This window comes from Pedobacter gandavensis (assembly GCF_032678745.1).
GTDB classification, from domain to species: Bacteria; Bacteroidota; Bacteroidia; order Sphingobacteriales; family Sphingobacteriaceae; genus Pedobacter; species Pedobacter gandavensis_C.
The window spans coordinates 520,371-544,067 of sequence record NZ_JAVTST010000002.1 but is presented as its reverse complement, the minus strand read 5'-3'; the positions used below and the strand labels follow the sequence as shown (position 1 = coordinate 544,067).

Genomic DNA, 23,697 nt, shown 5'->3' with positions numbered 1-23,697 from the left:
CAAAAGGGCCATCTCCTTATGGAAGACAGCCCTTTATGATCATTGTTAGCTATTTCTCTATAATATCATGCTCTAGGAGAAATAGATGTCTTTAAAGTTCAACGATTTGGTGGTATCGATTCTTCTGTTAAAACGTTCTGGTTTGATCTCATTTAAGGTGTCAAAACCACAAGCTTCCATCAGTTCAATCGTAGCGTGAACGGTGTTTTTATGGAAGTTGGCCACACGATGTTTTTTATCGGTCACGTCAATTCCTTTAAACAAGCTCTTATCTTGTGTAGCGATACCTACAGGGCATTTACCACTGTCGCATTTTAATGCCTGGATACAACCTAACGCCATCATCATTCCTCTGGCACTATAGCAGGCATCTGCACCAAGTGCAACTACGCGCATAATGTCAAATCCGGTGATGATCTTTCCTGAAGCCAGGATCTTAATGTCATTTCTTAGTCCGTATTTTTTCAAGGTGATGTTTACAAAAGCTAGGGCATCCAATAATGGCATCCCTACGTAATCTGTATATTCCAGAGGAGCCGCACCGGTTCCACCTTCTGCACCATCAATGGTGATGAAATCCGGAGAGATTTTAGTAGCTATCATCGCCTCACAGATGTCAATAAACTCTTCTTTACTACCGATACATAGTTTGAAACCAATTGGTTTACCACCAGAAAGTTCACGTAATTGCTTGATAAAATGCATTAAGCCCGTTGCATCTGAGAAGGTACTGTGTGCTGGAGGAGAAAGAATTGTAGTTCCTGCAACTACATTTCTAATTTCCGCAATCTCGGGTGTATTTTTGGCTGCTGGTAAAATACCACCGTGACCAGGTTTCGCACCTTGAGATAATTTAAGCTCAATCATTTTCACATACTCTCTTTTTGAGTTCTTTTGGAACAAGGCACCATCAAATTTACCTTCTGCATCTCTACAGCCAAAATAACCTGTACCTACCTGCCAGATCAAATCACCACCACCTTTAACGTGGTAAGGGCTGATTCCACCTTCGCCAGTATTGTGTGCGAATTTATTCAGGTTGGCACCGTTGCTCAACGATTGGATCGCTGTTTTACTCAATGCACCAAAACTCATGGCACCAATATTCAGGATACTTAGGTCGTATGGCTGTAAACAACCAATACCACCAACTTTTACCCTTAAATCCATATTGGCAATCTTTTTAGGATAAATACTGTGGGATACCCACTCGTAGCCTTCCTGATATGGGTCTACCTGCATCCCGAAGGCTACAGTTTCTCTTTCATTTTTTGCTCTTTGGTAAACGATAGAACGCTGGCGACGGTTAAATGGCTTACCATCCAATTCCGATTCGAAGAAATACTGACGCATCTCAGGTCTGATCGATTCGAAGAAATAACGTAAACGGCCAATTACAGGATAATTGCGGAGAACCGCATGTTTGGATTGAAAGCGGTCGTAAGCCAATGCGGTGATCAGGATAACGGGTAATGCAATCAACAGGTGGAAGGCGGATTTTTGATAAAACGCATTCACGATTAAAGCGATAATGCCTAATAAGGCGATCCAAAGAAATACTGTTCCAAGTATGGAACGAAATCCTTTTTGTTTCATAAGGTGCTGATAAATAAAAGTAGAATGAACATCTTGAAAAGGAAATGACTTTTGAATCATAAACCTTCAAAATGAATTTAAATAATGATTTTTCGAATAGAATAGGCCCCTGAATCGAGAATCTTAAGGTGAAGGACTCGGGGCTAAGAGAATAAAATCTCTACAGGTACTCTGGAAAGCGAAGCCGAAAGCGTAGTTCTCCCGCTCATATCGCGCGAAGCGCCTATATGCGGTGTTGTACTTATCCTCAGTCGTTTTCATTGGCGCAAAGCTCGGCACCTTTTTCCTCAATTCAAAGGATTTCGACGTTATTTAATTGTAAATATTAATCTGGAAGGGAGACAAAGTCGATCACGGCACAATAACGGTATCTCGGATGCGGTTGAATGCTCAGGCCAACGGTATTCAGTTCAGAGGATTTATTTAAGATCAGTTTCCGGTGACCGAGGTTTGGAACACCCTTGTCCAACAGTAACATACATACGTTTTCTAAGCCGGAGTTGAAGCCGAAAGCAATGCATTCTCCATTGGATTTCCTTGGATATACGGTACTAATCCGCTGATTTAAGCTCCTTCCATCTTTCGAAGTATGCCCTGCATAATTGTTTCTGTTCAAGTCTTTTGCATGGGCTTTAGCGATGCTAGTGAGTGCCTGGTCGGGCCAGAATACCGGAAAATCCTTTATTTGTTGAAGATCTCTTCTCAATGAGCGGTAATAACTGTCATTTCTACTCACTTTCAGCTCTTCGTAATTTCCGTACTGTTTCATTCTAATATTATAGGCATCAACAAAGTCCTGGAAATAGGTGTCAAAAAATCTGGCACCATCCATTCTCGCCAGGTTCATGTAAATCACCATATCTTTCTCCTCAGCGGTTAGGTAGTTGGCATTACCCGCAGTATTGGCCATTTTTAGTTCTTCCCTGCTCCAGTTGTCATCTGGTGATTGTGCATTTAATGGAGTAATAGCGGAGGTAAACGGGAGGGTTAGCAAGAGCGCAAGGGCAATTATCTTCATCTTATCTTTCTTTTTGCAAGGATCTGTTATGTTTTCGCTGATCTTTGTTGTTGCTTTAACGCAAAACACAGGCCATATCATATATAGGCGCTAATTTTTTTGCGATCCCTATAGGTTCCATTCTAAATAATCCTGAGCTGAGTTTAATTATAGGTTAATTCTAATGCTTGCCGTATGTACGCCAAAAATTCTACTGATCTGATTTTGTTATGGTTTTGCTTTTGTCTTGCTCAGGCAAAAGTAGAGCAAAACAAAAGCAAAAGAAAAGCAAAACAAGAGCAAAACAAGTAGCGTCAAAAAGTAGTAGAAATGACGGCTAAATGTAGGAGGAAATTGCTCTTGATTTTTGTTTAATCTCCTGCTTTTTTAAAATTTAAGCAGAATTTCTTCTTGTTTTTTGAGGGATTTAAGGAGAAATAATAATTTCATATATGTGTTGATTTGTTTCTTTTATAAAAAATAAAGCAAACCTGGTTTCAGATAAAAAAGATTGGATCTTAAATGCGAATGAAAAGAAATGATCCTGAAAACAAAAAAAGAGTTGTCCGCAAAGACAACTCTTTTTAAATATGGTTTAGCTTTTTAGCCAATATCCGTAAAACAGCATCCTTAGAATCTGTAGCTTAAGGTAGTCATAAATTGTCTTGGTGGAATTGGGTTGATACTATAGTTCTCATGAACATAGTAATTCAAAGTGTTTCCAATATTTGAAACTTTTCCTAAGATGGAGAACTTCTTGAAGTTATAACCAGCAGAGAAATCAAATGTAGTGAAACCTTTAACCGGGATCAGGCGTGATATACCTTTGTCCAAATCCAATTTTGTATTGTTCCATCCAGCATAACGTTTACCCGTGTAAAATGCAGAAGCACCTAATTTTAGCCCTTTTACCGGACCTTCACTGAAGGTGTAAAACAACGTTCCATTAGCGGTATGTGCAGTATTACCAACTATACGCTCTCCAACTACATTGCCATTATCTTCTACTGAAGTTTTGGTATAGCGCATAAAGTTATAGCTATAACCAGCAAGGAAATTCAATCCTGAAACAATCGTTCCAGATAAATCAATTTCCAAACCATCACTTGTTGTTTGTCCGGCAAATTCTTTTGCTGCTGTTGGTTCATTCCCAGGAAGCACTACGTTTTGAACAAAATCATGGTTAATAATTCTGTATAATGACACGTTTGCCGTCATTTTTCCATTGAACAAATCATTTTTTACCCCAATCTCATATTGATCAATGATAGAGGCTTTAAGGTTATCATTGTTAATGTCAAAACCACTGTTTGGTGCAAAGTTATTAGAGTAACTCGCAAACAATGACGTCGTTTTGAAAGGTTGGTAAACAAGTCCAACTCTAGGAGAGAAAGCCTGGTCGTATCTCGCTTTAGTTGTTGTAGACTTAACGGTTTCACCTGTTGCTACGGTATACACCTCTGGAACACCTACGGCCTGATAAGAATAACGTAAACCAGCAAGTATTTTTACTTTTTCAGATACCGCAATTAAATCCTGGAAATAAACACCTACGCGATCAGTTGGCGTTTTAGTATTTCCTGTAATATTGGTGACTGGCATATCTGTACGTGGTACAAATTTGTTCGGATCAAGGGTGTTGATTTTGTCGTAAACAGTTTTGGTGTTTAAATCAAATTGATTCGTTAAGTTCATATACCTGTCGCCATCAATACCAACTAATAAAGTATGTTTGATCTTACCCGTGTTGAAAAATCCGTTTAAGTTTACTTGTCCGGTATAATAATCTTCGGAAGTTTTCAAACGATTTAACAAACGGTCTAAATCTCCGTTTTCTTTCGCCTGGATTCTTTCCGAAGCAAAATAATCTCTGTTGAATGACTGGAATGAACCTACTGCATTCAACTTCCAGTTGTCATTGAACTGGTGGTTTAACTCCGCAGAAGCTGTTCCTTGTTTTCCTTTATTGTAAGCCCAGGCAGTATTGAAAAATGCAGAGCGCGGAATAGAAGTAGGGATTTTTCCATCTACAGATCCAATTCCAAAATCAGGAGTAAGGTCATAATCTAAATAATCACCCTGTACTAAAAGGCTTGTTTTTTTGCTGATGTTATATAGTAAAGATGGATTTACATAAACGCGGTCAGATTTTACCGAATTTCTAAAACTTCTCGCATTCTCATAAGTACCAATTACACGAAAGGCAAGGTCTTTGGTAATCGGGCCGTAGATGTCGGCTGTTGGCTTGTATAAGTCATAGCTACCTGCTCGAAGAGATACTTCTCCACCATATTCAAATTTTGGTTTTTTGGTGATCATATTGACGATTGCACCACTGCTTACATTTCCGTAAAGCAATGCGGCACTACCTTTCAATACTTCTACACTTTCTAAAGTGCTGGCTTCAGGTAAAGCTCCTGAATTTGATCTAGCACCATTTTTAAAGTAATTGTTTGCACCAAGACTATATCCACGGGCAAAGAAATTATCTCCGGTAGTTCCTCTGGTAGAACCCAATGCAATACCGTTTACGTTTTTCAATACGTCGCTTAAACGGTTCGCTTGTTGATCTCTGATGACCTCTTTACCAATAACGGTAACACTTTGAGGAAGATCCATCGGTTTGATTGCGATTTTACCTGTACTTATCGGTTTAAGGTTCTGAGATTTATAAGAAGTAATCACCACCTCTTCCAAATCAGCAGCACTTTCTGGAAGTACAAAATCTATGGTCACCGTTTGTCCTTCAATAACTGTAACTTTTTTAGTCTGTACTTTTAAGCCTACATAAGAACATTTTATGGTAAATGTTCCAGCTTTTAGGTTGTTAAAAATGAAAGTACCGTCTTCATTTGTGATTGATTTTTTACCATTTTCTACCAATTGTAAGTTTACAAAAGAAGCAGGTTTGCCATCTATGGTATGTACCGTTCCGCTGATCGTTCCCCTTAGAGGTGCAGATGCCAGTTGGGCGAAAGTGTTATTGGTTAGTAGTATTAGCAGTACAAAATTTAATAATATGTAAAGTCTATTCATATTCTTTATTTAGATTAATTCTATAAAGGCGCAAATGTAAGCGCTGATCCTGACAAGTACAAGAATTATTTAGATTAATTGTAAATAGAGAAATCGGGAATAGGAGGGCTAAAAAATGAGGATTGCGAATAGCAATAAAAAATATTTTCAGTCAGATATAATAATCTGAATAGACGAGCGTCTATATATATGAGAGCGTTAATTTAAACGGGGAGGTTTCGGAGGAAACTTCCCCGTTTTACTTTTAAAGCTTATTTTAAACACCAAACATGGTAGGTGTCATCTTTCATTTCTGATCCTTCCACTACCTTTTCGAAACCAGGGAACTTTCTACCCCAATCCTGTAGGCTGCGGATATAGCTTAACCAAGGACCATCTGCCGGACCGAAGTTTTCACCAGGCATAATGATTGGAATTCCCGGAGGATAAGGAATAACCCCTACTGCCGAAGTTCTGCCTGTCAATTTATCCAATGGCAATAGTTCTACATCGCCTGACATTAATTTTTGGAATGCAGCTCTTGGCAAGGTAACCGGTGTTGGCAACTGACTAAATGCTGCGGTCTGCCATTTATCCATATTGCTTTCTCTCATGTTATGGAACATCTCATCAGCAAGGTCCTTTATTCCCATTTTACCATAACGATCAGGATAGTTCGCAGGCAAGTCAGGAATAGTCGCTGTTAATGGCGCATTTTCATCATAAAATCTTTTGAACTCTAATAGCGCATTGATCAATGTACCCCATTTTCCTTTGGTATTTCCTACCGAGAACAGGCAAAGGACCATAAAGTCTGTCGTTCTTGAAGGGATAATTCCTTTCGCATATAGGAAAGAAGACAATACAGCTGCAGGGATTCCCCAGGTACTCAATTTACCATCATCTTCCATGCCTGGACACAATATCCCTGCTTTAATCGGATCGAGCATACACCAGTTGTCGGTCATATGATCGAAACCATGCCAGGCATCCCCAGGCTTTAATACCCAGCATTTCGGATCATGACTCAATAATTCTTTCGGCGCATCTGCAAAATCTATTTCTTTTCCAGTTGCCGGATCAGTTACTGTTGGTGCATTCCAGGAGCCAAAGAACCAGTCTTTTTTCTTATGAAAAGCACGCTGTGTACGTGCTAATGCCTGACGGAAATCTACCGCCTCATCAATAACATCCTGGATCAGGATTTCTCCTTGCGGACCATCCATCATCGCAGCGCCAATTTCATTAGAAGCGATGATCGCGTACAATGGGGAAGTAGTGGACTGTAAAAGGTAAGATTCGTTAAAGCGACTGTGTTCAATTGGCCTTCTTCCATTCCGTACATGGATGTAGGAAGATTGAGAAAGTGCAGCCAATAATTTATGCGTAGAATGTGTTACAAATATCGTTGGCGCATCTTTTGGATGATCTTCCGCTTTGCCACGTAAGCCAAACCGATCTTTGTATAATGGGTTGAAACGGGCATAAGCATACCAGGCCTCATCTAAGTGAATCTGGTCTACCGTTGGTGCCAATATGCTTTCAAGCTCTTTTGAATTGTAACACATGCCATCGTAAGTACTGTTCGTCACCACGGCATAAACCGGTCTGTCCTGAACAGCTAAATCTTTAAGCGCATGATTTTTTATTTTCGATTGAATCACCTCCGGAGAAAACTCTTTCGCTGGAATTGGACCGATAATCCCAAAACGGTTACGGGTAGGGATAAAGAAGACAGGAATCGCACTCGTCATTGTCAAGGATTGCTCTATGGATTTATGACAATTTCTATCGCATAGTGCGTACTGTCCATCTGAAACCGCAGCCACAAATATCGCCCTGTTGGAACCGGAAGTTCCATTCAGCATATTGTAACTTAAGTGGGAGCCAAATACCTTAGCGACATAAGCTTCAGATTCTTTTACTGGGCCTTCATGATCCAAAAGAGAGCCAAGCGGTGTTCTTTCAATACCGGTGTCGGTACGGAAAAGGTTCTCTCCAAAGTAATCAAAAAATACTCTTCCTACCGGAGATTTTGTAAAGGCAATGCCACCTTGATGCCCCGGAGCAGCCCAGGAATACTCTGCTGAATTTTCAGTGTAATTGATTAAGGCTTTAGTAAATGGAGGTAATAAGTTTTCGAAATAATGATTAATGGCAATTTCTACTCTTCCTCCAAGGAAAGCAGCGGTGTCTTCCAGCATCCATATGAATTCATTCGCCAGGCTCATTGATTCTATTGTGAAAGAATTTTGGTCGCCTTTCTCCGCAATCAAGAACACAGGTACTGTAGCATTTCTTTTCCTGATCTCTTGCAATAATGCGGTACCTTGCTGATGAGTAGCGGTGTCATTATCACCCAAAGTCCAGTCTAACAAGACACAGCTGATTGCGGCATCAGAAATGATCACAGACAGCGCATCGTCGTAAGAAATGGCCTCTATGACTTCAAAATTGCGGTCTTTTAGCTCATTTACCAATGCTCGAACCGCTCTGCCATTAGCTGTATTTAGGATCAGAAGTTCATCATCGATGATCAGAACTTTTCTTTTGTTGAGTTTATTGATACGTTGAATCATAGGTTTATTTATTTAATTAGAATCAAGTGGATATGCGCCTTTATGAGTACGGTTATAATTGAATGCGTAAAGAGCAGTAGTAATCAGTACAGAAACGAAAGCACCCAATACGGTAGTAGAATCTGAACTTACCACCGACCAGATACAGTAGATGAAGGCAACGCCGATAATCACGATGTAAGCATTGCGCTTCTCGCCAAGGTTTCCATGACCAATGAGCATCAAAGCCGCACAGGTATAGATATATGGGATTACAGTAAATATGACCGTGATTGAAGACACTACGCCAAACTGTTTTGCTGCATTTGGAGATATGGTGGTCAATTGTAAAATGGTCATCAGGATGCCCACAATCACCAAACCGGTAACCGGAATCCCGTCTTTGTTGACTTTCCCAAATATTTTAGGGAATAATCCGTCATCTGCTGCTGCTTTTGCCGTTTGTCCGGCTACAAGCGTCCAGCCACCAACAGAACCTAAACATCCTAACATCGCACAAAATGCCACTACTGCACCGGCAGTTTTTCCTAAGGCCATGGCTACGGCATCGCCAAATGGGGAAGAGGAAACTTGTAATTCCGCATTTGGAATCATACCCATAATGGCAGTGCTGGATAATATATAAGAAACTGCAGCAATTAGTACCCCTCCAACTGTCGCAATAGGCACATTCTTCTTAGGGTTTTCTACTACTCCCGCAACTACTGAAGCCGTTTCTACTCCAATAAATGCCCATAAAGTAATGTTTAGGACGCTTTGTACCGCGCTTAAAGAGTCTTTTCCACTTACGTTCCAAGCCTCCATATAGGTACTGCTTTTAAACCAGAACCAACCAAATACGGCCACTCCGATAATTGGAATCAAGGCTAAAACGGTCGTTACGGCTTGTACTTTGGTCATTAACCTTGGACCAGAGATATTGATGAATACAAATGCCCATAGGATGGCAATTGATGATATGGTAGCGGGAATTGGTTCTTTTAATATCGGAAAGAAATAACTGAGGTAGCCAACACCGACCACCACAATGGCGATATTACCTACCCAAGCGGCGACCCAATACAACATATTGGTCTGGTAACCTAGAAAAGGACCGAAAGCTCTTCTGGCATAGGCATAGGATCCACCCGGACTGTGGTCTATCGAAGAGATCTTCGCATATACAATAGAGAGCGCAATCGCACCAACAATGGTGACCAGCCAGCCGTAAATGGCGATACCACCGGTAGCCGCCAGATTTGCAGGCAATAGGAATACTCCGGAGCCCATAATGTTTCCCGCAACCATCAGCATTACAGGGATTAAACCAACTTTCTTATTATTTTCTGCCATAATATTTAAGGATTTAGATAGACCTTAATAACAAAGCTATTGATACCCTTCAACAAAGTGGACTAAGCTCTGGCCCAATGCGTTTCACTTTAGAATGTGGAACATAGTTGAGCGAATACGGGGAACGCTTTTATGTAATTTGAGGAAATAAATATATTATGGCGCTGACTGAAAACCGATTGATTAAGCTATCTATTTATCTGACAGGTGTTTTTGCTTTTTTAAGCATCTGTTTTGGCTTGTTTACCGATGCCAAGGCTATTATTTTTGACGGCCTTTTTAGCCTGATTGGGATGGTTTTATCTATCGCCTCTATATTTGCACTCCGCTTTATCAGAAAGCCTGAAGATCAGGTGCTTCCCTATGGAAGAGCACATTTTGAACCTTTTATTATTTTGATCCAGTGTCTGGTCATCATCTTCCTCTGTCTCTATTCTTTAATTACGGCATCGCTGGATTTTATGCATGGTGGCAGAATTGTAGACCTGGATGTTGCCATTCTATATTTAATATTTTCTGCCCTGGGTTCCCTCGTTATTTGGTTGTATTTCAGGAAGAAAGCGTCTAAGGTGTCTTCTGAATTCCTGAAAATTGAGGCATTGGAATGGCAACTGGGGAGTTTTTTAAGCGTAGCGATTTTAGTAGGAATGCTGATTGCCTTTGTATTGGACCGGCTCGGTTTCCATGCGGTTGTTCCTTATGTAGATCCGACGCTGGTGATCCTGGCCTCTCTTATTTTTCTCGTAGAACCTATCAAAACGGGGATAAGGAACTTGAAGGAGCTACTGTTATATGCACCCGAAGATGAAGTAGAAATGACTACCAAAGCTTTGGTTCAGGAGATTGTAACCAGTAAAAATTTTTTAGAAGTAAAGAGTCACATTGCCAAAACCGGGAAATACCACCTGATAGAAATAGATTTCCTCTTACCAGAAGGCTATCCGCTGCATTCTGTGGATGAGCTGGACTTAATCCGGGCAGAAGTGTATGATGGCATTAAAAATAAGAACAATAACCTATGGCTCACCATTTCTTTTACCGCACAAAGAAGATGGATGTTATAATGAAATATTAACCTTTGAAAACTGATCAAATGATGCTTTTTAAACTGACTCTTACCTTTGTACTCCTCCAAATGCTGGCGATCACCGCTTTTTCACAAACTGACTCCCTCACCAGGAAACGTTTGGATAGCCTGGAAGCCCGCTTAAATTACCTGGATATTCGCTTAAAGAAAAATGCTTCACCACCTAGAACACAAACCAGAAGTGCGGTAGAATCCGGAAGATATACAGGAGTAGTAATGGCAGACGATGAGGGGATTGCTTTACAGATTGGAGGTTTCATTCAGACGGATGCAATTCATGATTTTCACAATAATAATAGTCCTTTAGGCTTTCTTTCTTCTGGAATAACGATTCCTAATGATAAAAAAAGCAATACTACTTATAGTGTTGCGGCCAGTCGTTTTAACTTGAGCGGACAGATTCCAATAGAAGGGAAAGCACTGAAAACTGTTTTGGAGTTTGATCTTTTTAACAGCTCCTTTAGTCCGAATTTAAGAATGGCCTATGCGGAATATGGGAAGGTGCTGGTTGGGATGTACTGGTCTAACTTTATGGACGTGGATGCTTACCCCAATACGTTGGATTATAACGGTCCTAATGCCATGACCTCCGGGAGGCAGGTGCAGTTCAGACTTAGCCTGCCAGTTACTAAAACGACAGAGCTAGTATTGGCGCTCGAAGATCCGGTGAGTTTTCTGACGCTGCCAGAGCAGTCGGGATTTAAATCATTAAAACAAATACCTGATTTTACCAGCAGTATTCAATATAGTAAAAATGGAAGTCACCTGCGTTTTGCTACAGTATTACATCCTATCGTTTACGAAAACGAGCAGCAAAAACGCAAAAGTAAGCTGGGATATGGCTTAAGTGCGAGCGGTGTTTTACAGCAACCTGGAAACAAGGATAATTTCGTGTTTCAGGCTACTTATGGCAAGGGAATCAGTAAATACATTAACGACATTGGTCCCGATAATTACGATGGTGTCTATAATCCTGCCACTTCCAACCTGGAAGTATTGGCCGTTTGGGGCCTGTCTGCCTCTTACGATCATTGGTGGGCCGATAAATTTAGTTCCACTGCTGGCTGGGGATATTTAAACCTGGAAAATAAAGGGCTGTCTGAAGATCAGAACTTTAAAGCTTCCAATTATGGGATTTTGAACCTGATCTATTATCCAAATTCCTTTATAAAAGGAGGTGTTGAATATTTATATGGTACCAGAAAGAACGTTAATGGCGATTCCGCTAATAATAGTCGCATTCAGCTGACTATGCAATTCAGATTCTAGTTATTCTTTTCCTTAGTTTTTTGTTAAGAAATTAATTGTTTCTCCTCTTTTATCTTCATGAAAGATGGAGGACTTTACGTAGAGTTATTCTGATAATAATCCTCTATTTAGGTAATTATTTATTTGAAAATAAATAAAACCTTTTTCTCTAAAAACTGTACTATAATAAACCCTGCTCTATATAAATGGAAGTTTTGGCTCATTTTATAGAGATACAGGTTGTGAAATTATTAATTGCTTAGCGGAAAAATATACCAAATCCATTACCTATGGAAAAACATACTCCTCATGCTAACAGGTATCTCCGTCCGGGGTAGGTCTTCCTGTTGCCAAAAAACCTATCTATCCTTGAAATATTAAATGCTCATTACATGGTACATTTTTCCCCGCAAATTGATAATAACGCGTTTGCTAGCGCAGCTTATCTGCTTTTTTTCGTTCCGCAAGTCGTAAAACACCCCATTTTTCGATTTATAAATACCCTCAAAAAGAAACTTTCTCCCGACCAAAAAATGGAGCAATCCGATGAAATCCCCATGGAAAAATCTAAAGAAGAGACCATGGAAAAAAACAACGCTTGTGAAGGGCAGCTTTTATATAGTAAAGATAAGCGCAATGCTTACCTGCAAACCCTCGAAGAAATCCTTACCGAGGATCAGCCTTTTCTCAAAAAGGGTTATTCTATCAAAGACCTTTCAGATGATACCGGTATTCCTTCCCACCATCTTTCTTCTCTGATTAACAAGGAGTATCAAATGAATTTCCAGAATTTCATTAACTTCCAGCGAGTGGAATATGTGAAGTCGCAGATCCAACTGGAGGAATGGAAACAATTGTCTTTAGAAGGCATGGCATGGCAGGCAGGATTTACTTCCAGAACTACTTTTTTCAGGGCCTTTATTAAAAACACCGGTAAAGCCCCTTCATATTATTTAGGTGATGCTCATCAAAAGGTCTAATTTAATGAAGTTCAAAATTCTAACGTTTTTATCGTTTCTATGTACCCCAGTTTTATTGAAGGCACAGGGCGTAGAAATTCCTGTGTCCTCGAAAACCAAGCTGACGCTTTCTGGAATGCTGCAAAGTCAGTTCAATTACTCGCTCGATGATGATGTAGACATTAAAGGTTTACACCATTCCGGTGATGAGCATTTTGCACACAATTCCTTTTCTGTAAAAAGAGCCAGGGTACAACTGAATGCCGCCATCAACGATCGTATCAATGCGGTGATTTTGGTCAACTTCGGTGACTTTACCGGAAATCCGCAAAACAAGGTATTGGAAAATGCTTATATCAAATATAGTGTCAATGATTATGTGAATTTTCAATTCGGACAGTTTCGTCCACAATTTGGACAGGAAGACAATTATCCGGTGGACTTTGTTAAATCTATAGACTTTTCTAATCAATATTATTTGTTTGGTGCCAATAGCTGGCAAAGTTTCCAGATTGGTGCTAGTTTCTCTGGTCAGATTAAAGACATCGCCATTCCGATTCAATATTCGGTAGGCGTGTTTAATGGAAACAATAGAAACCAGATTAGCGACAATGATGATGGCAAGATTTTCCCTGCCAGAGTCGTACTTGGCTTAAGCAAAAATACTCATTTGGGAGCCAGTGCTGGTGTTGGAAAGAACATGGGACAGCGGATCTGGGCTTATGGTGTAGATGTAGACTATACCAAAAAACTAAACGAGCGCTGGGGAATGTCCTTTGTTTCTGAATACAAACAAGGAATCAACAGTCAGGAGTTCTTTGGACAGGAAACACCGACAGTTCCAATTAGTAAGTATGCCATGAGAGGGATTTATGTATTGCCTAATGTTAGCTATAGCTTTAAAAACACGAGGTTGAAAGAGCTGGAATTTGCCTTTCGCTATGAATATCTGGATGCTGATTTCAGGCAGGCCGGAAATTCCAGGGAAACTTACATTCCAATGCTGAGCGCCTCTTTTGCCGAAGCTTATGCCATCCGCGTACAAGTTGGACTGCAAATGGACCGCTATGAAAAAAATATACCGAACACCACACAGTATAATACCAATCGGGTGATCTGCCAGGTGCAAGCCCGCTTTTAAAAAAGTCAGTCTCTTTTTTAAGAGTGACTAAGTCAGTTTAAAAAAAAAGTATAAACCAAACTATGCAAGAAATAAACTACAAAATGTTACTGATCACCCTCGTATTCGGGTTGATCATCTGGTTTATTCCAGAACCAGAAGGAGTCAAGGCTGAAGCCTGGCATTTATTAGCCATTTTCCTGGCTACAATTCTTGGGATTATCCTCAAAGCCGCTTCTATGGGCACGATGTCTATCGTTGCTATAGCTTTAGTGGCCCTTACTGGTGTACTCGCCCCCGGAGATCCAGGAAAAGCAATCTCTTTAGCTTTAAGTAGCTTCGGTGATAAGGTGATCTGGTTAATCGGGATCTCTTTCTTTATCGCCCGTGGATTTATAAAAACGGGTCTGGGAAGCAGAATCGCTTACCTCTTTATCCGCGTGTTTGGCCGTAGCTCTTTAGGCTTAGGTTATGGATTAGGATTGGCGGATTTAGTTTTGGCACCTGCAATTCCAAGTAATACCGCTCGTGGGGGTGGGATTATCTATCCGATCATGAAATCTATGGCCATCAATTTTGGCTCTTTTCCTGATAAAGCAGAAACGCACCGAAAATTGGGTGCTTACCTAAGTCTGAGTAGTTATAATGTAAACCTGATCACTTCTTCTATGTTCCTGACCGGTACGGCAAGTAACCCGATGTGTCAGAAGTTTGCTGCGGATCTGGGAATCCAGATTACCTGGATGTCATGGATGTGGGCTGCAATTGTTCCTGGTATCATCTCCCTGTTGGTGATCCCTTATGTATTGTACAAAATATATCCGCCGGAAATAAAGGCCACTCAAGGTGCAACCAAAATGGCAGTGGATAAGCTGAAGGAGATGGGGGCGGTTTCTAAAAATGAGTGGTTGATGCTGATCGCTTTTGTCCTGCTCCTGATTTTATGGGTAAGTGGAGATTTCTTCAAGATCGATGCAACTACTACTGCTTTCATCGGACTGGTGTTTCTGTTGCTTTCCAGAGTACTGACCTGGGAAGATGTGAAAAGCGAAAAAGGAGCCTGGGATACGATTGTCTGGTTCTCTGCCCTGGTCATGATGGGCAGTGCCTTAAATACCTTAGGGTTGATTCCATGGTTGAGCAACCTGGTGAAAAATGAAATTGGTGGCTTAAGCTGGACGCTGGCATTCCCTATCATTATACTGGTCTATTTTTACAGTCACTATCTTTTTGCCAGTGCAACGGCACATGTGGCCTCTATGTATGCCGCATTATTAGGAGTGGGGGTAATCATTGGGATTCCACCAATGTTACTCGCTTTATCACTGGGTTTCTGTGGTGGTATTTTCGGCACCTTAACCCATTATGGACATGGACCTGCTCCAGTGTTTTTTGGAAGTACTTATGTAGATGTGAAAGACTGGTGGTCTCGAGGCTTTATTCTCAGCATCATTTTCCTGGTTATCTGGATCGGAATCGGTGGCCTTTGGTGGAAAGTAATTGGCGTATTTTAATTTAAAGCTATGGATAGAAAAACAAATACCTCTACGCTGATGCGTAAAACATTGATGGCTTTAACAGGTTTATTCCTATGCTTTTTTTTGGTGATTCATTTGTTGGGGAACCTGCAATTGCTACTTCCCGCAGATCAGGCAAAAGGAAGCTTTAACGGTTATTCCCAACTGCTTTCGGGAAATATCTTTATTAAAATCGTATCCTATGTATTGTATGCATCGCTAATTATACATGGTGTCGATGCCTTAGTTATCACCCTAAAGAATAAAAAAACAGCAGGTAAATATGCTGTAGATGGAAGAGCTGCCACCAGCAAATGGTATTCCCGGAATATGGGAATTCTAGGTACGCTGATCCTGATCTTTCTGGTCTTCCATTTTAAAGATTTCTGGTATCAGTATAAGTTTGGTAGCCTGCCTTTGGACGAATCCGGACACAAAGATTTATATACGATTGTGATTGCTGCTTACCAGGATTGGTGGTATGTATTGTTCTATGTACTATCGATGTTTGCATTAGGTTACCACCTTTTACATGGCTTTTTTAGTGCCGCCCGTTCGCTTGGACTCTATCATCCTAAATACGTTACCTGGGTAAGGAATTTTGGAAAAGTATACAGTTACGCAATTACGCTAGGCTTCGCAATTATCCCAATTTATGTTTATTTAACTCAGCATGTGGTATGGAATTAAATGCTAAAATCCCGCCGGGCCCATTAAAAGATAAATGGAGCTTTTATAAAGACCATGCCCGATTGGTGAATCCCGCCAATAGAAAGAAAATGGATGTGATTGTGGTAGGAACCGGACTTTCCGGAAGTGCCGCCGCCGCATCCTTAGGCGAAATGGGCTATAATGTGAAATCATTTTGCTTTCAGGATTCTGCCAGAAGAGCGCATTCCGTTGCCGCCCAAGGTGGTGTGAATGCCATGAAAAACTATAAAAACGATGGCGATAGTGTTTATCGGATGTTTTACGATACGATTAAGGGAGGTGATTTCCGCTCCAGAGAAGCCAATGTGTATCGGCTTGCAGAATGTTCTGCACAGCTGATTGATCAGGCAGTAGCCCAGGGCGTACCTTTTGGCCGGGAATATGGTGGATACCTAAACAACCGATCTTTTGGAGGGGTACAGGTGAGCCGGACTTTTTATGCAAGGGGACAAACCGGACAACAGTTATTGTTAGGCGCTTATCAGGCACTCATGAGACAGGTGGCTGCCAAAACTGTGACCTTATATACCAGACATGAAATGCTGGACCTGGTGATAGTAGATGGGAAGGCGAGAGGGGTAATTGTCAGGAATCTTGATACGGGAGAAATCGAAAGACATAGCGCACATACGGTGATCCTCGCAACCGGTGGTTTCGGTAAGATATATTACTTATCTACCCTTGCCATGGGCTGTAATGCCTCGGCAATCTGGCGTGCCCATAAAAAAGGCGCCTTTATGGCCTGTCCAAGTTGGACACAGGTGCATCCAACTTCTTTACCACAATCTGGAAGTTACCAAAGTAAGCTCACCCTAATGTCTGAATCCTTAAGAAATGATGGTCGGATTTGGGTGCCTTTGAAAAGTCCTGAAACTAGAAAACCCAATGATATTCCTGAAACAGAAAGAGATTACTATCTGGAACGTCGTTACCCTGCTTTTGGAAACCTTGCGCCAAGGGACATTTCTTCCCGCGCGGCTAAGGAACGGATCGATGCCGGTTTTGGTGTAGGTCCACAGCTTAACGCAGTTTATCTTGACTTTTCAAAAGCGATCAAAGAACAAGGGCAGGGGAAAATAAAAGAGAAATACGGAAACTTATTCGATATGTACCGTAAAATCACAGATATCGATGCTTATAAGGAGCCAATGATGATTTCACCAGCAGCTCATTTTTCTATGGGTGGTTTATGGGTGGATTATGAACTGATGACCACCATTCCGGGGTTATTTGCGCTTGGAGAGGCCAATTTTGCTGATCATGGTGCGAATAGGTTAGGTGCAAATTCCCTGCTGCAAGCTTGTGTGGATGGTTATTTTATTGCGCCTTATACGGTGTCCAATTACCTGGCCGGAGAGATTAAATCTGCCAGACTAACCACCGATGAGCAAGAGTTTGTTGCTGCGGAAGTTCAGGTAAGGGCACAGCTTGGTAAACTACTCGCAATTAATGGTACGAAAACCGCTGATCACTATCATAAAATTTTGGGAAAACTTCTTTACGACTATTGTGGTTTATCAAGAAGTAAAGCAGGATTAACAACAGCAATACAGGAGATCAAAAATTTGCGTGCAGACTTCTATCAGCATCTAAAAGTACCGGGTACGGAAGATGAAATGAATGGGGAATTGGAAAAAGCAGGCCGCATCGGCGACTACCTGGAAATTGCAGAACTGATGTGTCAGGATGCCTTAACCAGGGAAGAGTCTTGTGGTGCGCATTTTAGAGAAGAATACCAGACTCCGGAGGGAGAGGCTTTACGAAACGATGATCTGTATTGTTTCGTATCCGCATGGCAATACAAAGGGGAGGATAAAGAAGAAGCGTTGGTTCGGGAGCCCCTGCATTTTGAAAACGTAGAATTAACCGTAAGGAGTTATAAATAATATACCGGCTATGAAGATCTATTTAAAAATATGGCGACAAACTGATGCCGGTAGTCCGGGGAAATTAGTCGATTATGAATTGGATAATGTGATTCCACACATGTCATTTCTAGAAATGATGGACACCCTGAATGAACAACTGATCCTAAGTGGTGATCGGCCAGTAGAGTTCGATCATGATTGTAGAGAAGGGATTTGCGGACAATGTGGGATGATGATCAATGGCCGTGCGCATGGCCCGATCTCTCATTTAACCACTTGTCAGCTGCATATGCGCGAGTTTAAAGATGGGGATACGATTTATATTGAACCTTTTAGAGGTGCAGCTTTTCCGGTAAAAAGGGATCTTCGGGTTGACCGATCTGCATTTGACCGCATTATTCAGGCAGGAGGTTTTGTTTCCGTAAACACCGGTCAAGCGCCGGAGGCCAATGGTATTCCGATTACACATGAACAGGCAGAATCTGCTTTTGATAGTGCCGCTTGTATTGGTTGTGGCGCCTGTGTAGCCACCTGCAAAAATTCCAGTGCAGCATTATTTACTTCTGCTAAAATTTCACATCTGGTGAAATTGCCACAAGGGAAGATGGAGTCTAACAAACGTGTGTTGGCTATGGTGGCTCAAATGGATCTTGAGGATTTTGGCCATTGTACCAATACAGAAGCTTGTGAAGTGGAATGTCCACAAAGTATTTCCGTACTCAATATCGCCAGAATGAATTGGGAATATACCCTCAGTAAAGTTTTAAAAAAGTAACATGTTTAAAGAAATACATACCTATAAAAGCTATGTCCTCCTTTGTGGCCTGATGGCTTTTGGCGTTGCTGCAAACGCACAAAATACCTCTTTGGAAGATTGTTTTAACCTCGCTCAGCAAAATAACCTGAGTCTCAGACAGGCGAAATCATCCCTGGCTTCAGGAGAAGCGAACCTGAAAGCCGAGAAAAAAAGCTACCTGCCAAAGGTGGATTTATTGTCGAGCTATACCTATATGAGCAGCCCTTTAACCATCAACCTGCAACAGGCAAGAGATGGTGTGGTGAACGGTTCTTCGCAACAAAGTGTGAATACAGCAAATGAGGTGTTTAAAGAAATCACCGGAACGCCCCTTCCTCAATCGGTACAAGATCGTATTTACAATACTTCGAAAAATGTGATTGGTGCCATTTATCCGGACTACAATCCGAGTTTGAGCAGGCAATCTTATTTTGTAGCAGGGGTCGGTTTTAGACAACCAATATTTTTGGGTTATAAACTGGATGCTGCGGGAAACCTGGCTGAATCTCTGGTGAAGTCGGCAGATATCAATGTAGACCTGGTAGGGAAGGAAATTGAATTCCTCATTTCTTTACAATACCTCCGGATTTTATACCTGAATACTTTGCTACAAGAACAGCAAACGATGGTGACAGCGCTGACTAAAAACAAGGCTTATGCACAGGAACTGGTGAAAAATCAAATCCTTGCTCCTTACCAAAAAAGCTGGACTAACGTTGTTTTGATTCAGGCAGAAAGCCAATTCAATAACATTAAGTTAGAACAGGAAAATGCTAAAGTAGAACTGAATAAACTGTTGGGTATTCCTCTGGATTCCAATATCGTGATCGCAGATACCTTAAAATATCGCCATATCGCACCGGCTCCTCCAAAAGAAGATTTCTGGGTGTCGAATCCTATTTACAGACTCGCTGGGAGCAAAATCAATTATGCAAAAACTGCGGAGAAGATCAGCAAGTCTTTTTCTTTACCTAATATTTTTGCGATCGGTAATTATAATCTTTACCAGAAAGACCTTCCGGTTACTATGCCTGATTGGTTTATCGGTGTGGAAATGCAATGGAGTTTATTTAACGGGCAAACGCGTAAACGTACGCAAGCTGCCCGAAAACTGGTAGAAGAAGCCAAACTAGGCGAGCAAAGTGCAGGATTAGCACTTCAGGTACAATCTACAGTGGCCAGAAATAAAATGAGGTCCCTGCAAAATGATGTGAATGCTTTAGACAATGCTCGTAAAGAGGCGCATACCACTAGCACACTTATTGGCGAAAGGATGAAGAACCAGCTTTCTTCTCCTAAAGATGTGAACGATGCTTTATTGGTTGAAACAGAGATTGATAAAGGGTATCACACTGCTGTTTTTGGCTATTACCTAGCTGTTGCCGCCTACTTTAACAGCATCGGAACACCAAAAGAACTGGCTCAGTACCTTAAATAAATTACCAGATTAATTAACAAACATAAAAACTCAAGCTATAAAACACTTATACATGAAAGATATCATCAAAAATTACTGGGCCTTACTGATCCCTATTATAGTGGTCATCGCTGCTTTGTTCTTTTTCCTGGCAGGGAATAAAAAAGAAGCCAATAACTTTATTGGTATGGTGGATGCTTCCAGCGTAGATGTGGCGGCCGAATTTCCGGGTCGACTGGATTCTTTACTGGTAGAACTTGGAGATACGGTAAAAGAGGGGCAAATTGTGGCCATTCTTCGTTCCAATGAGATTGATGCGATAAAAGCACAAGCCCTTGCTGCAATTGATGCAGCAAAAGGTCAACAGGAATTGTTGCAGAAAGGTGCAAGACCAGAATTGATCGATGCGACTTCCAAATTATACCAGATCAGTGAGGATCAATATAAATTGTTTAGCGCAACCAACGACAGGATGCAACGCCTTTACAATGCAGATGTGATCTCCGGTCAGGAGAGAGATGTTTTCTATTTCCGCTATGAAGCAGCTAAAAAAGAGATGGAAATGGCAAAGCTGAACCTGAAAATGTTGAAGGATGGGACACGTCCGGAGATTATGAAAACGGCCAACGCGATTGTAAAACAAGCAGAGCAGGCTTATGAGTTAACCAAATCATTAGGCGACAATACCAGGGTGCATGCACCTGCCGATGGGGTGATTTCTAGTTTAGTAACTCACCAGGGAGAGATTATTTCTATTGGTTATCCAATGATGACGATTGAAAAGAAAAATTCGAAGCTGTTGAGGTTCAATGTTCGTCAGGATGAATCCAATCTTTTGAAAGTAGGTTCTAAAGCTTCTGTAAAAGTACCCGGTTGTGAGCCGGAGACTTTTGAAGTAAAGGTGACTTCTATTGCACCAACCTTAGAGTTTGCCAATTGGGTGCCTACAAAAGACAAAGGACAGTTTGAACTGAGAACATTTACCATAGAGCTGAAACCAGAAAATGCTGCCGGAATTAAAGGTCTGCGTGCTGGAATGACTGCTTCCTTAATTTTGCCATAATGCGTTCGACTTGTCAGATCATCATTCGGGAATGGGACAGGATTCTCCATCTCAAGGTATTTTACCTCGTGATGTTGGTGATTCCTGCCCTGTTGTTTTCTTTTTATGCGTATATCTATCAGGAGAAAGAAGCAAAACACCTTCCTTTTGCGATATGGGATGACGATCAGAGTCCGGTTAGCCGACAGCTGATTTTTTTACTCGAGCAAAGGGATGCCTTGCACATCACCAAAAGATTGTATAGCGAAGCAGAAGTGCAGTCTGCGATCCAAAAAGGAGAGATCATGGGGGCTGTGCATTTTCCGGTAAATATGCAGAACGATATTTACAGCCGTCACCCTACAACAGTGACGTTGTATACCAATGCAGCGGCTTTAGTTCCCGCAAAAATGGTGTATAAGGCTGCAGCCCAAGTAATCATTACGGGAAGTACGGGGATTGTGCTTAAAAAGCTGGTCAAGACAGGGATGGAGCCAGATCGGGCAATGGCTTTGGCCAACCCCGTAAAGCTGGATACTTATCAGTTGTATAATGCCACTTACAATTACCAGGAATACCTCGTGCCAGGACTGATAACGGTGGGGATGCAAATGATTCTGATCATCAGCAGTATGCTGGCACTCAATTACGAGTATAAGACGAATACGATGTCTCAGTTGTATGAACTGGCAAAAGGCTCGGCATTTCGCGTGATTGTCGGTAAAACGATCGCTCATTTGGTGGTCAGCTGGTTTAATTTTGTCCTGATTGCATTTATCCTGTTTCCTTTTTTTGATATAGGTGTACCAGCGGCAACAGGTAAGTTTTTTGCCCTTTATACGCTGCTTTCTATCGCCTGTATCGGGATTGGAATGTTCATTTCTGCTTTGTTTAAAGATGTGATGCTTTCCGGTGATGTGGCTTTGTTTTATACTTCACCGGCTTTTGTGTTCAGTGGTTTCACTTTTCCAAGGTGGGCAATGCCCTGGTATGACCAATATTATGCGACCATCATGCCCTATACCCCTTTCCTGGATACGTTCTTTAAGATTTACTATATGAACCTGCCTTTCTATTATGCGCAGGCAGATTTGTATAAGCTATTGTTGTTTCCAGCGGTCATGTTCCCGACTGCCTTAATTCTTTTCCAACGTCAATTTAATAACAGCAAAAATGAAGCAGCAGCCGAACCCGTCCTTAATTAATCTTCTACTGAGAGAGGCGAAGCTAGTAGTAAAGGACCATAGTTTGCTCCTTACTTTGCTGATTGCCCCTTTGCTGTATGCCTTTTTCTATGGCAGTATTTATATCAATAAAGAAGAAGAAAATGTGAAACTGGCAATCGTTGATGATGATCAGACCCGCTTGTCTCGTTTATTACAGCAGAATATAGACAATTCTCCGATGGTAGAACTGATCCATTTTTCCAACCTGGAAGATGCAAAGGAACAGATGTATGAAGGAAATTGTCAGGGCTATATGTACATTCCAAGAGGCACACAAACAAATTTGTTGAGCCTCAAACAGAGTAATGTGGTATTGGCAGTCAATGCCGCTAGATTTTTGCCCTCCAGTGATATCCTGGCAAGTGTCCAGCAAATTTGTCTGACTGTTGGTGCAGGAGTGCGACTCCAGTTTTTCGAGAAGAGCGAGGGGATGACTTCCGCAATTGCCATGCAGAATGTGATGCCGGTGAGTCTGGATTACCGACCGCTATTTAATGAACGCTCTAGTTATGGCGCTTTCCTTTTGCCCGGTTTACTGGCATTGATTTTACAGCAAACATTACTGATTGGACTTTCCGAGAGTGTAGCTTCCGAAAGGCAGCATTCTACGTTGGGAGCCTGGTTAAGAGGAGGGGCCTCCACGGCGATTTGGGGTAAGGGGTTATTTTACCTGATCCTGTTTTCGGCCTATGCTTTTTTCTTTTTGAATGTTAACTATAGTTTACTCAATCTGCCCATGAGGGGCAATGGTTTCGAGCTGAGTTTATTGTTACTCTTGTTCCTGCTGACATTGATCCCTATGGGACAGTTTATCGGTTCTTTGTTTAAGTCACAGTTGCTCTGTTTACAAATGATGGCCTTTTCAACGTATCCGATTTTCTTGATCACGGGCTATTCCTGGCCATTTGAATCCTTGCCTTTGCTGGTACAATGGTTGTCGATGCTATTGCCTACTACGCCATTTATCCAGCTGTATACGGCAGTGGTGCAGTCGGGGGCGAGTATATGGGATAATCCTAAATTATTGTTGCACCTGGTGCTGTTATGGGCTTTTTATAGTGGGATTTGTTATGCGCGATTATATACTTTGAGAAAAAGAACGCTGGCCTAGTTTATCCTTCTTCAGCATCCATATAAAAGAAAATGCCCTGCTTATCATAGGATGAGCAGGGCATTTTTATTGGTTT

At 41.4% G+C, this 23,697-nt stretch carries 17 protein-coding genes; 12 read left to right on the top strand and 5 right to left on the bottom strand.

All coding sequences use genetic code 11. From position 1 onward, the window contains the following. Positions 1-72: 72 nt before the first annotated feature. The 5 genes from R2S10_RS10085 to adiC all read right to left on the bottom strand — a co-directional run bounded on the left by R2S10_RS10085 (position 73) and on the right by adiC (position 9,519). Complete coding sequence (locus R2S10_RS10085; RefSeq protein ID WP_316840320.1) at positions 73-1,596, bottom strand: FMN-binding glutamate synthase family protein; 1,524 nt, start codon at positions 1,594-1,596, stop codon at positions 73-75. A 325-nt stretch (positions 1,597-1,921) separates the two neighbouring features. Continuing rightward, positions 1,922-2,614 carry a CAP domain-containing protein gene (locus tag R2S10_RS10080; RefSeq protein WP_316840319.1) on the bottom strand — a complete coding sequence of 231 codons (693 nt, stop codon included), beginning with the start codon at positions 2,612-2,614 and terminating at the stop codon, positions 1,922-1,924. Positions 2,615-3,223: 609 nt separating this feature from the next. Next, positions 3,224-5,629 carry a TonB-dependent receptor gene (locus R2S10_RS10075; RefSeq protein ID WP_316840318.1) on the bottom strand — a complete coding sequence of 802 codons (2,406 nt, stop codon included), beginning with the start codon at positions 5,627-5,629 and terminating at the stop codon, positions 3,224-3,226. A 251-nt stretch (positions 5,630-5,880) separates the two neighbouring features. Continuing rightward, a complete protein-coding gene (locus R2S10_RS10070) occupies positions 5,881-8,187 on the bottom strand; it encodes an Orn/Lys/Arg decarboxylase N-terminal domain-containing protein (RefSeq protein ID WP_316840317.1) in 2,307 nt (768 codons plus the stop codon). 12 nt (positions 8,188-8,199) lie between these two features. Then, entirely contained in the window at positions 8,200-9,519 is a 1,320-nt protein-coding gene (adiC, locus tag R2S10_RS10065) for an arginine/agmatine antiporter (RefSeq protein WP_316840316.1), read from the bottom strand. Between the two features lie 158 nt (positions 9,520-9,677). Between adiC and R2S10_RS10060 the strand changes: the two genes are divergently transcribed. The 12 genes from R2S10_RS10060 (at position 9,678) to R2S10_RS10005 (ending at position 23,621) form a co-directional block, all read left to right on the top strand. Beyond that, positions 9,678-10,583 (top strand): cation diffusion facilitator family transporter, encoded by a 906-nt coding sequence (locus tag R2S10_RS10060; RefSeq protein WP_316840315.1) that lies wholly within the window; start codon positions 9,678-9,680, stop codon positions 10,581-10,583. A 29-nt stretch (positions 10,584-10,612) separates the two neighbouring features. Next, positions 10,613-11,875 (top strand): DcaP family trimeric outer membrane transporter, encoded by a 1,263-nt coding sequence (locus tag R2S10_RS10055; RefSeq protein WP_316840314.1) that lies wholly within the window; start codon positions 10,613-10,615, stop codon positions 11,873-11,875. Between the two features lie 512 nt (positions 11,876-12,387). Further along, positions 12,388-12,834 (top strand): helix-turn-helix domain-containing protein, encoded by a 447-nt coding sequence (locus R2S10_RS10050; protein WP_316840313.1) that lies wholly within the window; start codon positions 12,388-12,390, stop codon positions 12,832-12,834. Between the two features lie 4 nt (positions 12,835-12,838). Then, on the top strand, positions 12,839-13,954 hold the full coding sequence (locus tag R2S10_RS10045; RefSeq protein WP_316840312.1) for a porin: 1,116 nt from the start codon (positions 12,839-12,841) through the stop codon (positions 13,952-13,954). A 62-nt stretch (positions 13,955-14,016) separates the two neighbouring features. After that, complete coding sequence (locus R2S10_RS10040) at positions 14,017-15,447, top strand: anion permease (RefSeq protein WP_316840311.1); 1,431 nt, start codon at positions 14,017-14,019, stop codon at positions 15,445-15,447. A gap of 9 nt (positions 15,448-15,456) precedes the next feature. Continuing rightward, positions 15,457-16,140 carry a succinate dehydrogenase cytochrome b subunit gene (locus tag R2S10_RS10035; protein ID WP_316840310.1) on the top strand — a complete coding sequence of 228 codons (684 nt, stop codon included), beginning with the start codon at positions 15,457-15,459 and terminating at the stop codon, positions 16,138-16,140. Further along, complete coding sequence (locus tag R2S10_RS10030; RefSeq protein WP_316840309.1) at positions 16,131-18,047, top strand: fumarate reductase/succinate dehydrogenase flavoprotein subunit; 1,917 nt, start codon at positions 16,131-16,133, stop codon at positions 18,045-18,047. The genes R2S10_RS10035 and R2S10_RS10030 overlap by 10 nt, the downstream gene beginning before the upstream one ends. Positions 18,048-18,057: 10 nt before the next feature. Then, positions 18,058-18,804, top strand: a complete 747-nt coding sequence (locus R2S10_RS10025; protein WP_316840308.1) for a succinate dehydrogenase/fumarate reductase iron-sulfur subunit — start codon at positions 18,058-18,060, stop codon at positions 18,802-18,804. A 1-nt stretch (position 18,805) separates the two neighbouring features. After that, positions 18,806-20,263: a TolC family protein gene (locus R2S10_RS10020; RefSeq protein WP_316840307.1), complete on the top strand. Its 1,458-nt coding sequence runs from the start codon at positions 18,806-18,808 to the stop codon at positions 20,261-20,263. A gap of 52 nt (positions 20,264-20,315) precedes the next feature. Next, positions 20,316-21,305: an HlyD family secretion protein gene (locus tag R2S10_RS10015; protein WP_316840306.1), complete on the top strand. Its 990-nt coding sequence runs from the start codon at positions 20,316-20,318 to the stop codon at positions 21,303-21,305. Then, complete coding sequence (locus R2S10_RS10010; RefSeq protein WP_316840305.1) at positions 21,305-22,489, top strand: ABC transporter permease; 1,185 nt, start codon at positions 21,305-21,307, stop codon at positions 22,487-22,489. The genes R2S10_RS10015 and R2S10_RS10010 overlap by 1 nt, the downstream gene beginning before the upstream one ends. Then, positions 22,458-23,621, top strand: a complete 1,164-nt coding sequence (locus R2S10_RS10005; protein WP_316840304.1) for an ABC transporter permease — start codon at positions 22,458-22,460, stop codon at positions 23,619-23,621. Before R2S10_RS10010 ends, R2S10_RS10005 begins: the two co-directional genes overlap by 32 nt. The last annotated feature ends 76 nt before the right edge of the window (positions 23,622-23,697 follow it).

What these genes read in the sequence shown, in the direction of transcription:
- R2S10_RS10085 (WP_316840320.1), bottom strand. Translation starts at nt 1,596, where the DNA reads ATGAAACAAAAAGGATTTCGTTCCATACTTGGAACAGTATTTCTTTGG.
- R2S10_RS10080 (WP_316840319.1), bottom strand. Translation starts at nt 2,614, where the DNA reads ATGAAGATAATTGCCCTTGCGCTCTTGCTAACCCTCCCGTTTACCTCC.
- R2S10_RS10075 (WP_316840318.1), bottom strand. Translation starts at nt 5,629, where the DNA reads ATGAATAGACTTTACATATTATTAAATTTTGTACTGCTAATACTACTA.
- R2S10_RS10070 (WP_316840317.1), bottom strand. Translation starts at nt 8,187, where the DNA reads ATGATTCAACGTATCAATAAACTCAACAAAAGAAAAGTTCTGATCATC.
- adiC (WP_316840316.1), bottom strand. Translation starts at nt 9,519, where the DNA reads ATGGCAGAAAATAATAAGAAAGTTGGTTTAATCCCTGTAATGCTGATG.
- R2S10_RS10060 (WP_316840315.1), top strand. Translation starts at nt 9,678, where the DNA reads ATGGCGCTGACTGAAAACCGATTGATTAAGCTATCTATTTATCTGACA.
- R2S10_RS10055 (WP_316840314.1), top strand. Translation starts at nt 10,613, where the DNA reads ATGATGCTTTTTAAACTGACTCTTACCTTTGTACTCCTCCAAATGCTG.
- R2S10_RS10050 (WP_316840313.1), top strand. Translation starts at nt 12,388, where the DNA reads ATGGAGCAATCCGATGAAATCCCCATGGAAAAATCTAAAGAAGAGACC.
- R2S10_RS10045 (WP_316840312.1), top strand. Translation starts at nt 12,839, where the DNA reads ATGAAGTTCAAAATTCTAACGTTTTTATCGTTTCTATGTACCCCAGTT.
- R2S10_RS10040 (WP_316840311.1), top strand. Translation starts at nt 14,017, where the DNA reads ATGCAAGAAATAAACTACAAAATGTTACTGATCACCCTCGTATTCGGG.
- R2S10_RS10035 (WP_316840310.1), top strand. Translation starts at nt 15,457, where the DNA reads ATGGATAGAAAAACAAATACCTCTACGCTGATGCGTAAAACATTGATG.
- R2S10_RS10030 (WP_316840309.1), top strand. Translation starts at nt 16,131, where the DNA reads ATGGAATTAAATGCTAAAATCCCGCCGGGCCCATTAAAAGATAAATGG.
- R2S10_RS10025 (WP_316840308.1), top strand. Translation starts at nt 18,058, where the DNA reads ATGAAGATCTATTTAAAAATATGGCGACAAACTGATGCCGGTAGTCCG.
- R2S10_RS10020 (WP_316840307.1), top strand. Translation starts at nt 18,806, where the DNA reads ATGTTTAAAGAAATACATACCTATAAAAGCTATGTCCTCCTTTGTGGC.
- R2S10_RS10015 (WP_316840306.1), top strand. Translation starts at nt 20,316, where the DNA reads ATGAAAGATATCATCAAAAATTACTGGGCCTTACTGATCCCTATTATA.
- R2S10_RS10010 (WP_316840305.1), top strand. Translation starts at nt 21,305, where the DNA reads ATGCGTTCGACTTGTCAGATCATCATTCGGGAATGGGACAGGATTCTC.
- R2S10_RS10005 (WP_316840304.1), top strand. Translation starts at nt 22,458, where the DNA reads ATGAAGCAGCAGCCGAACCCGTCCTTAATTAATCTTCTACTGAGAGAG.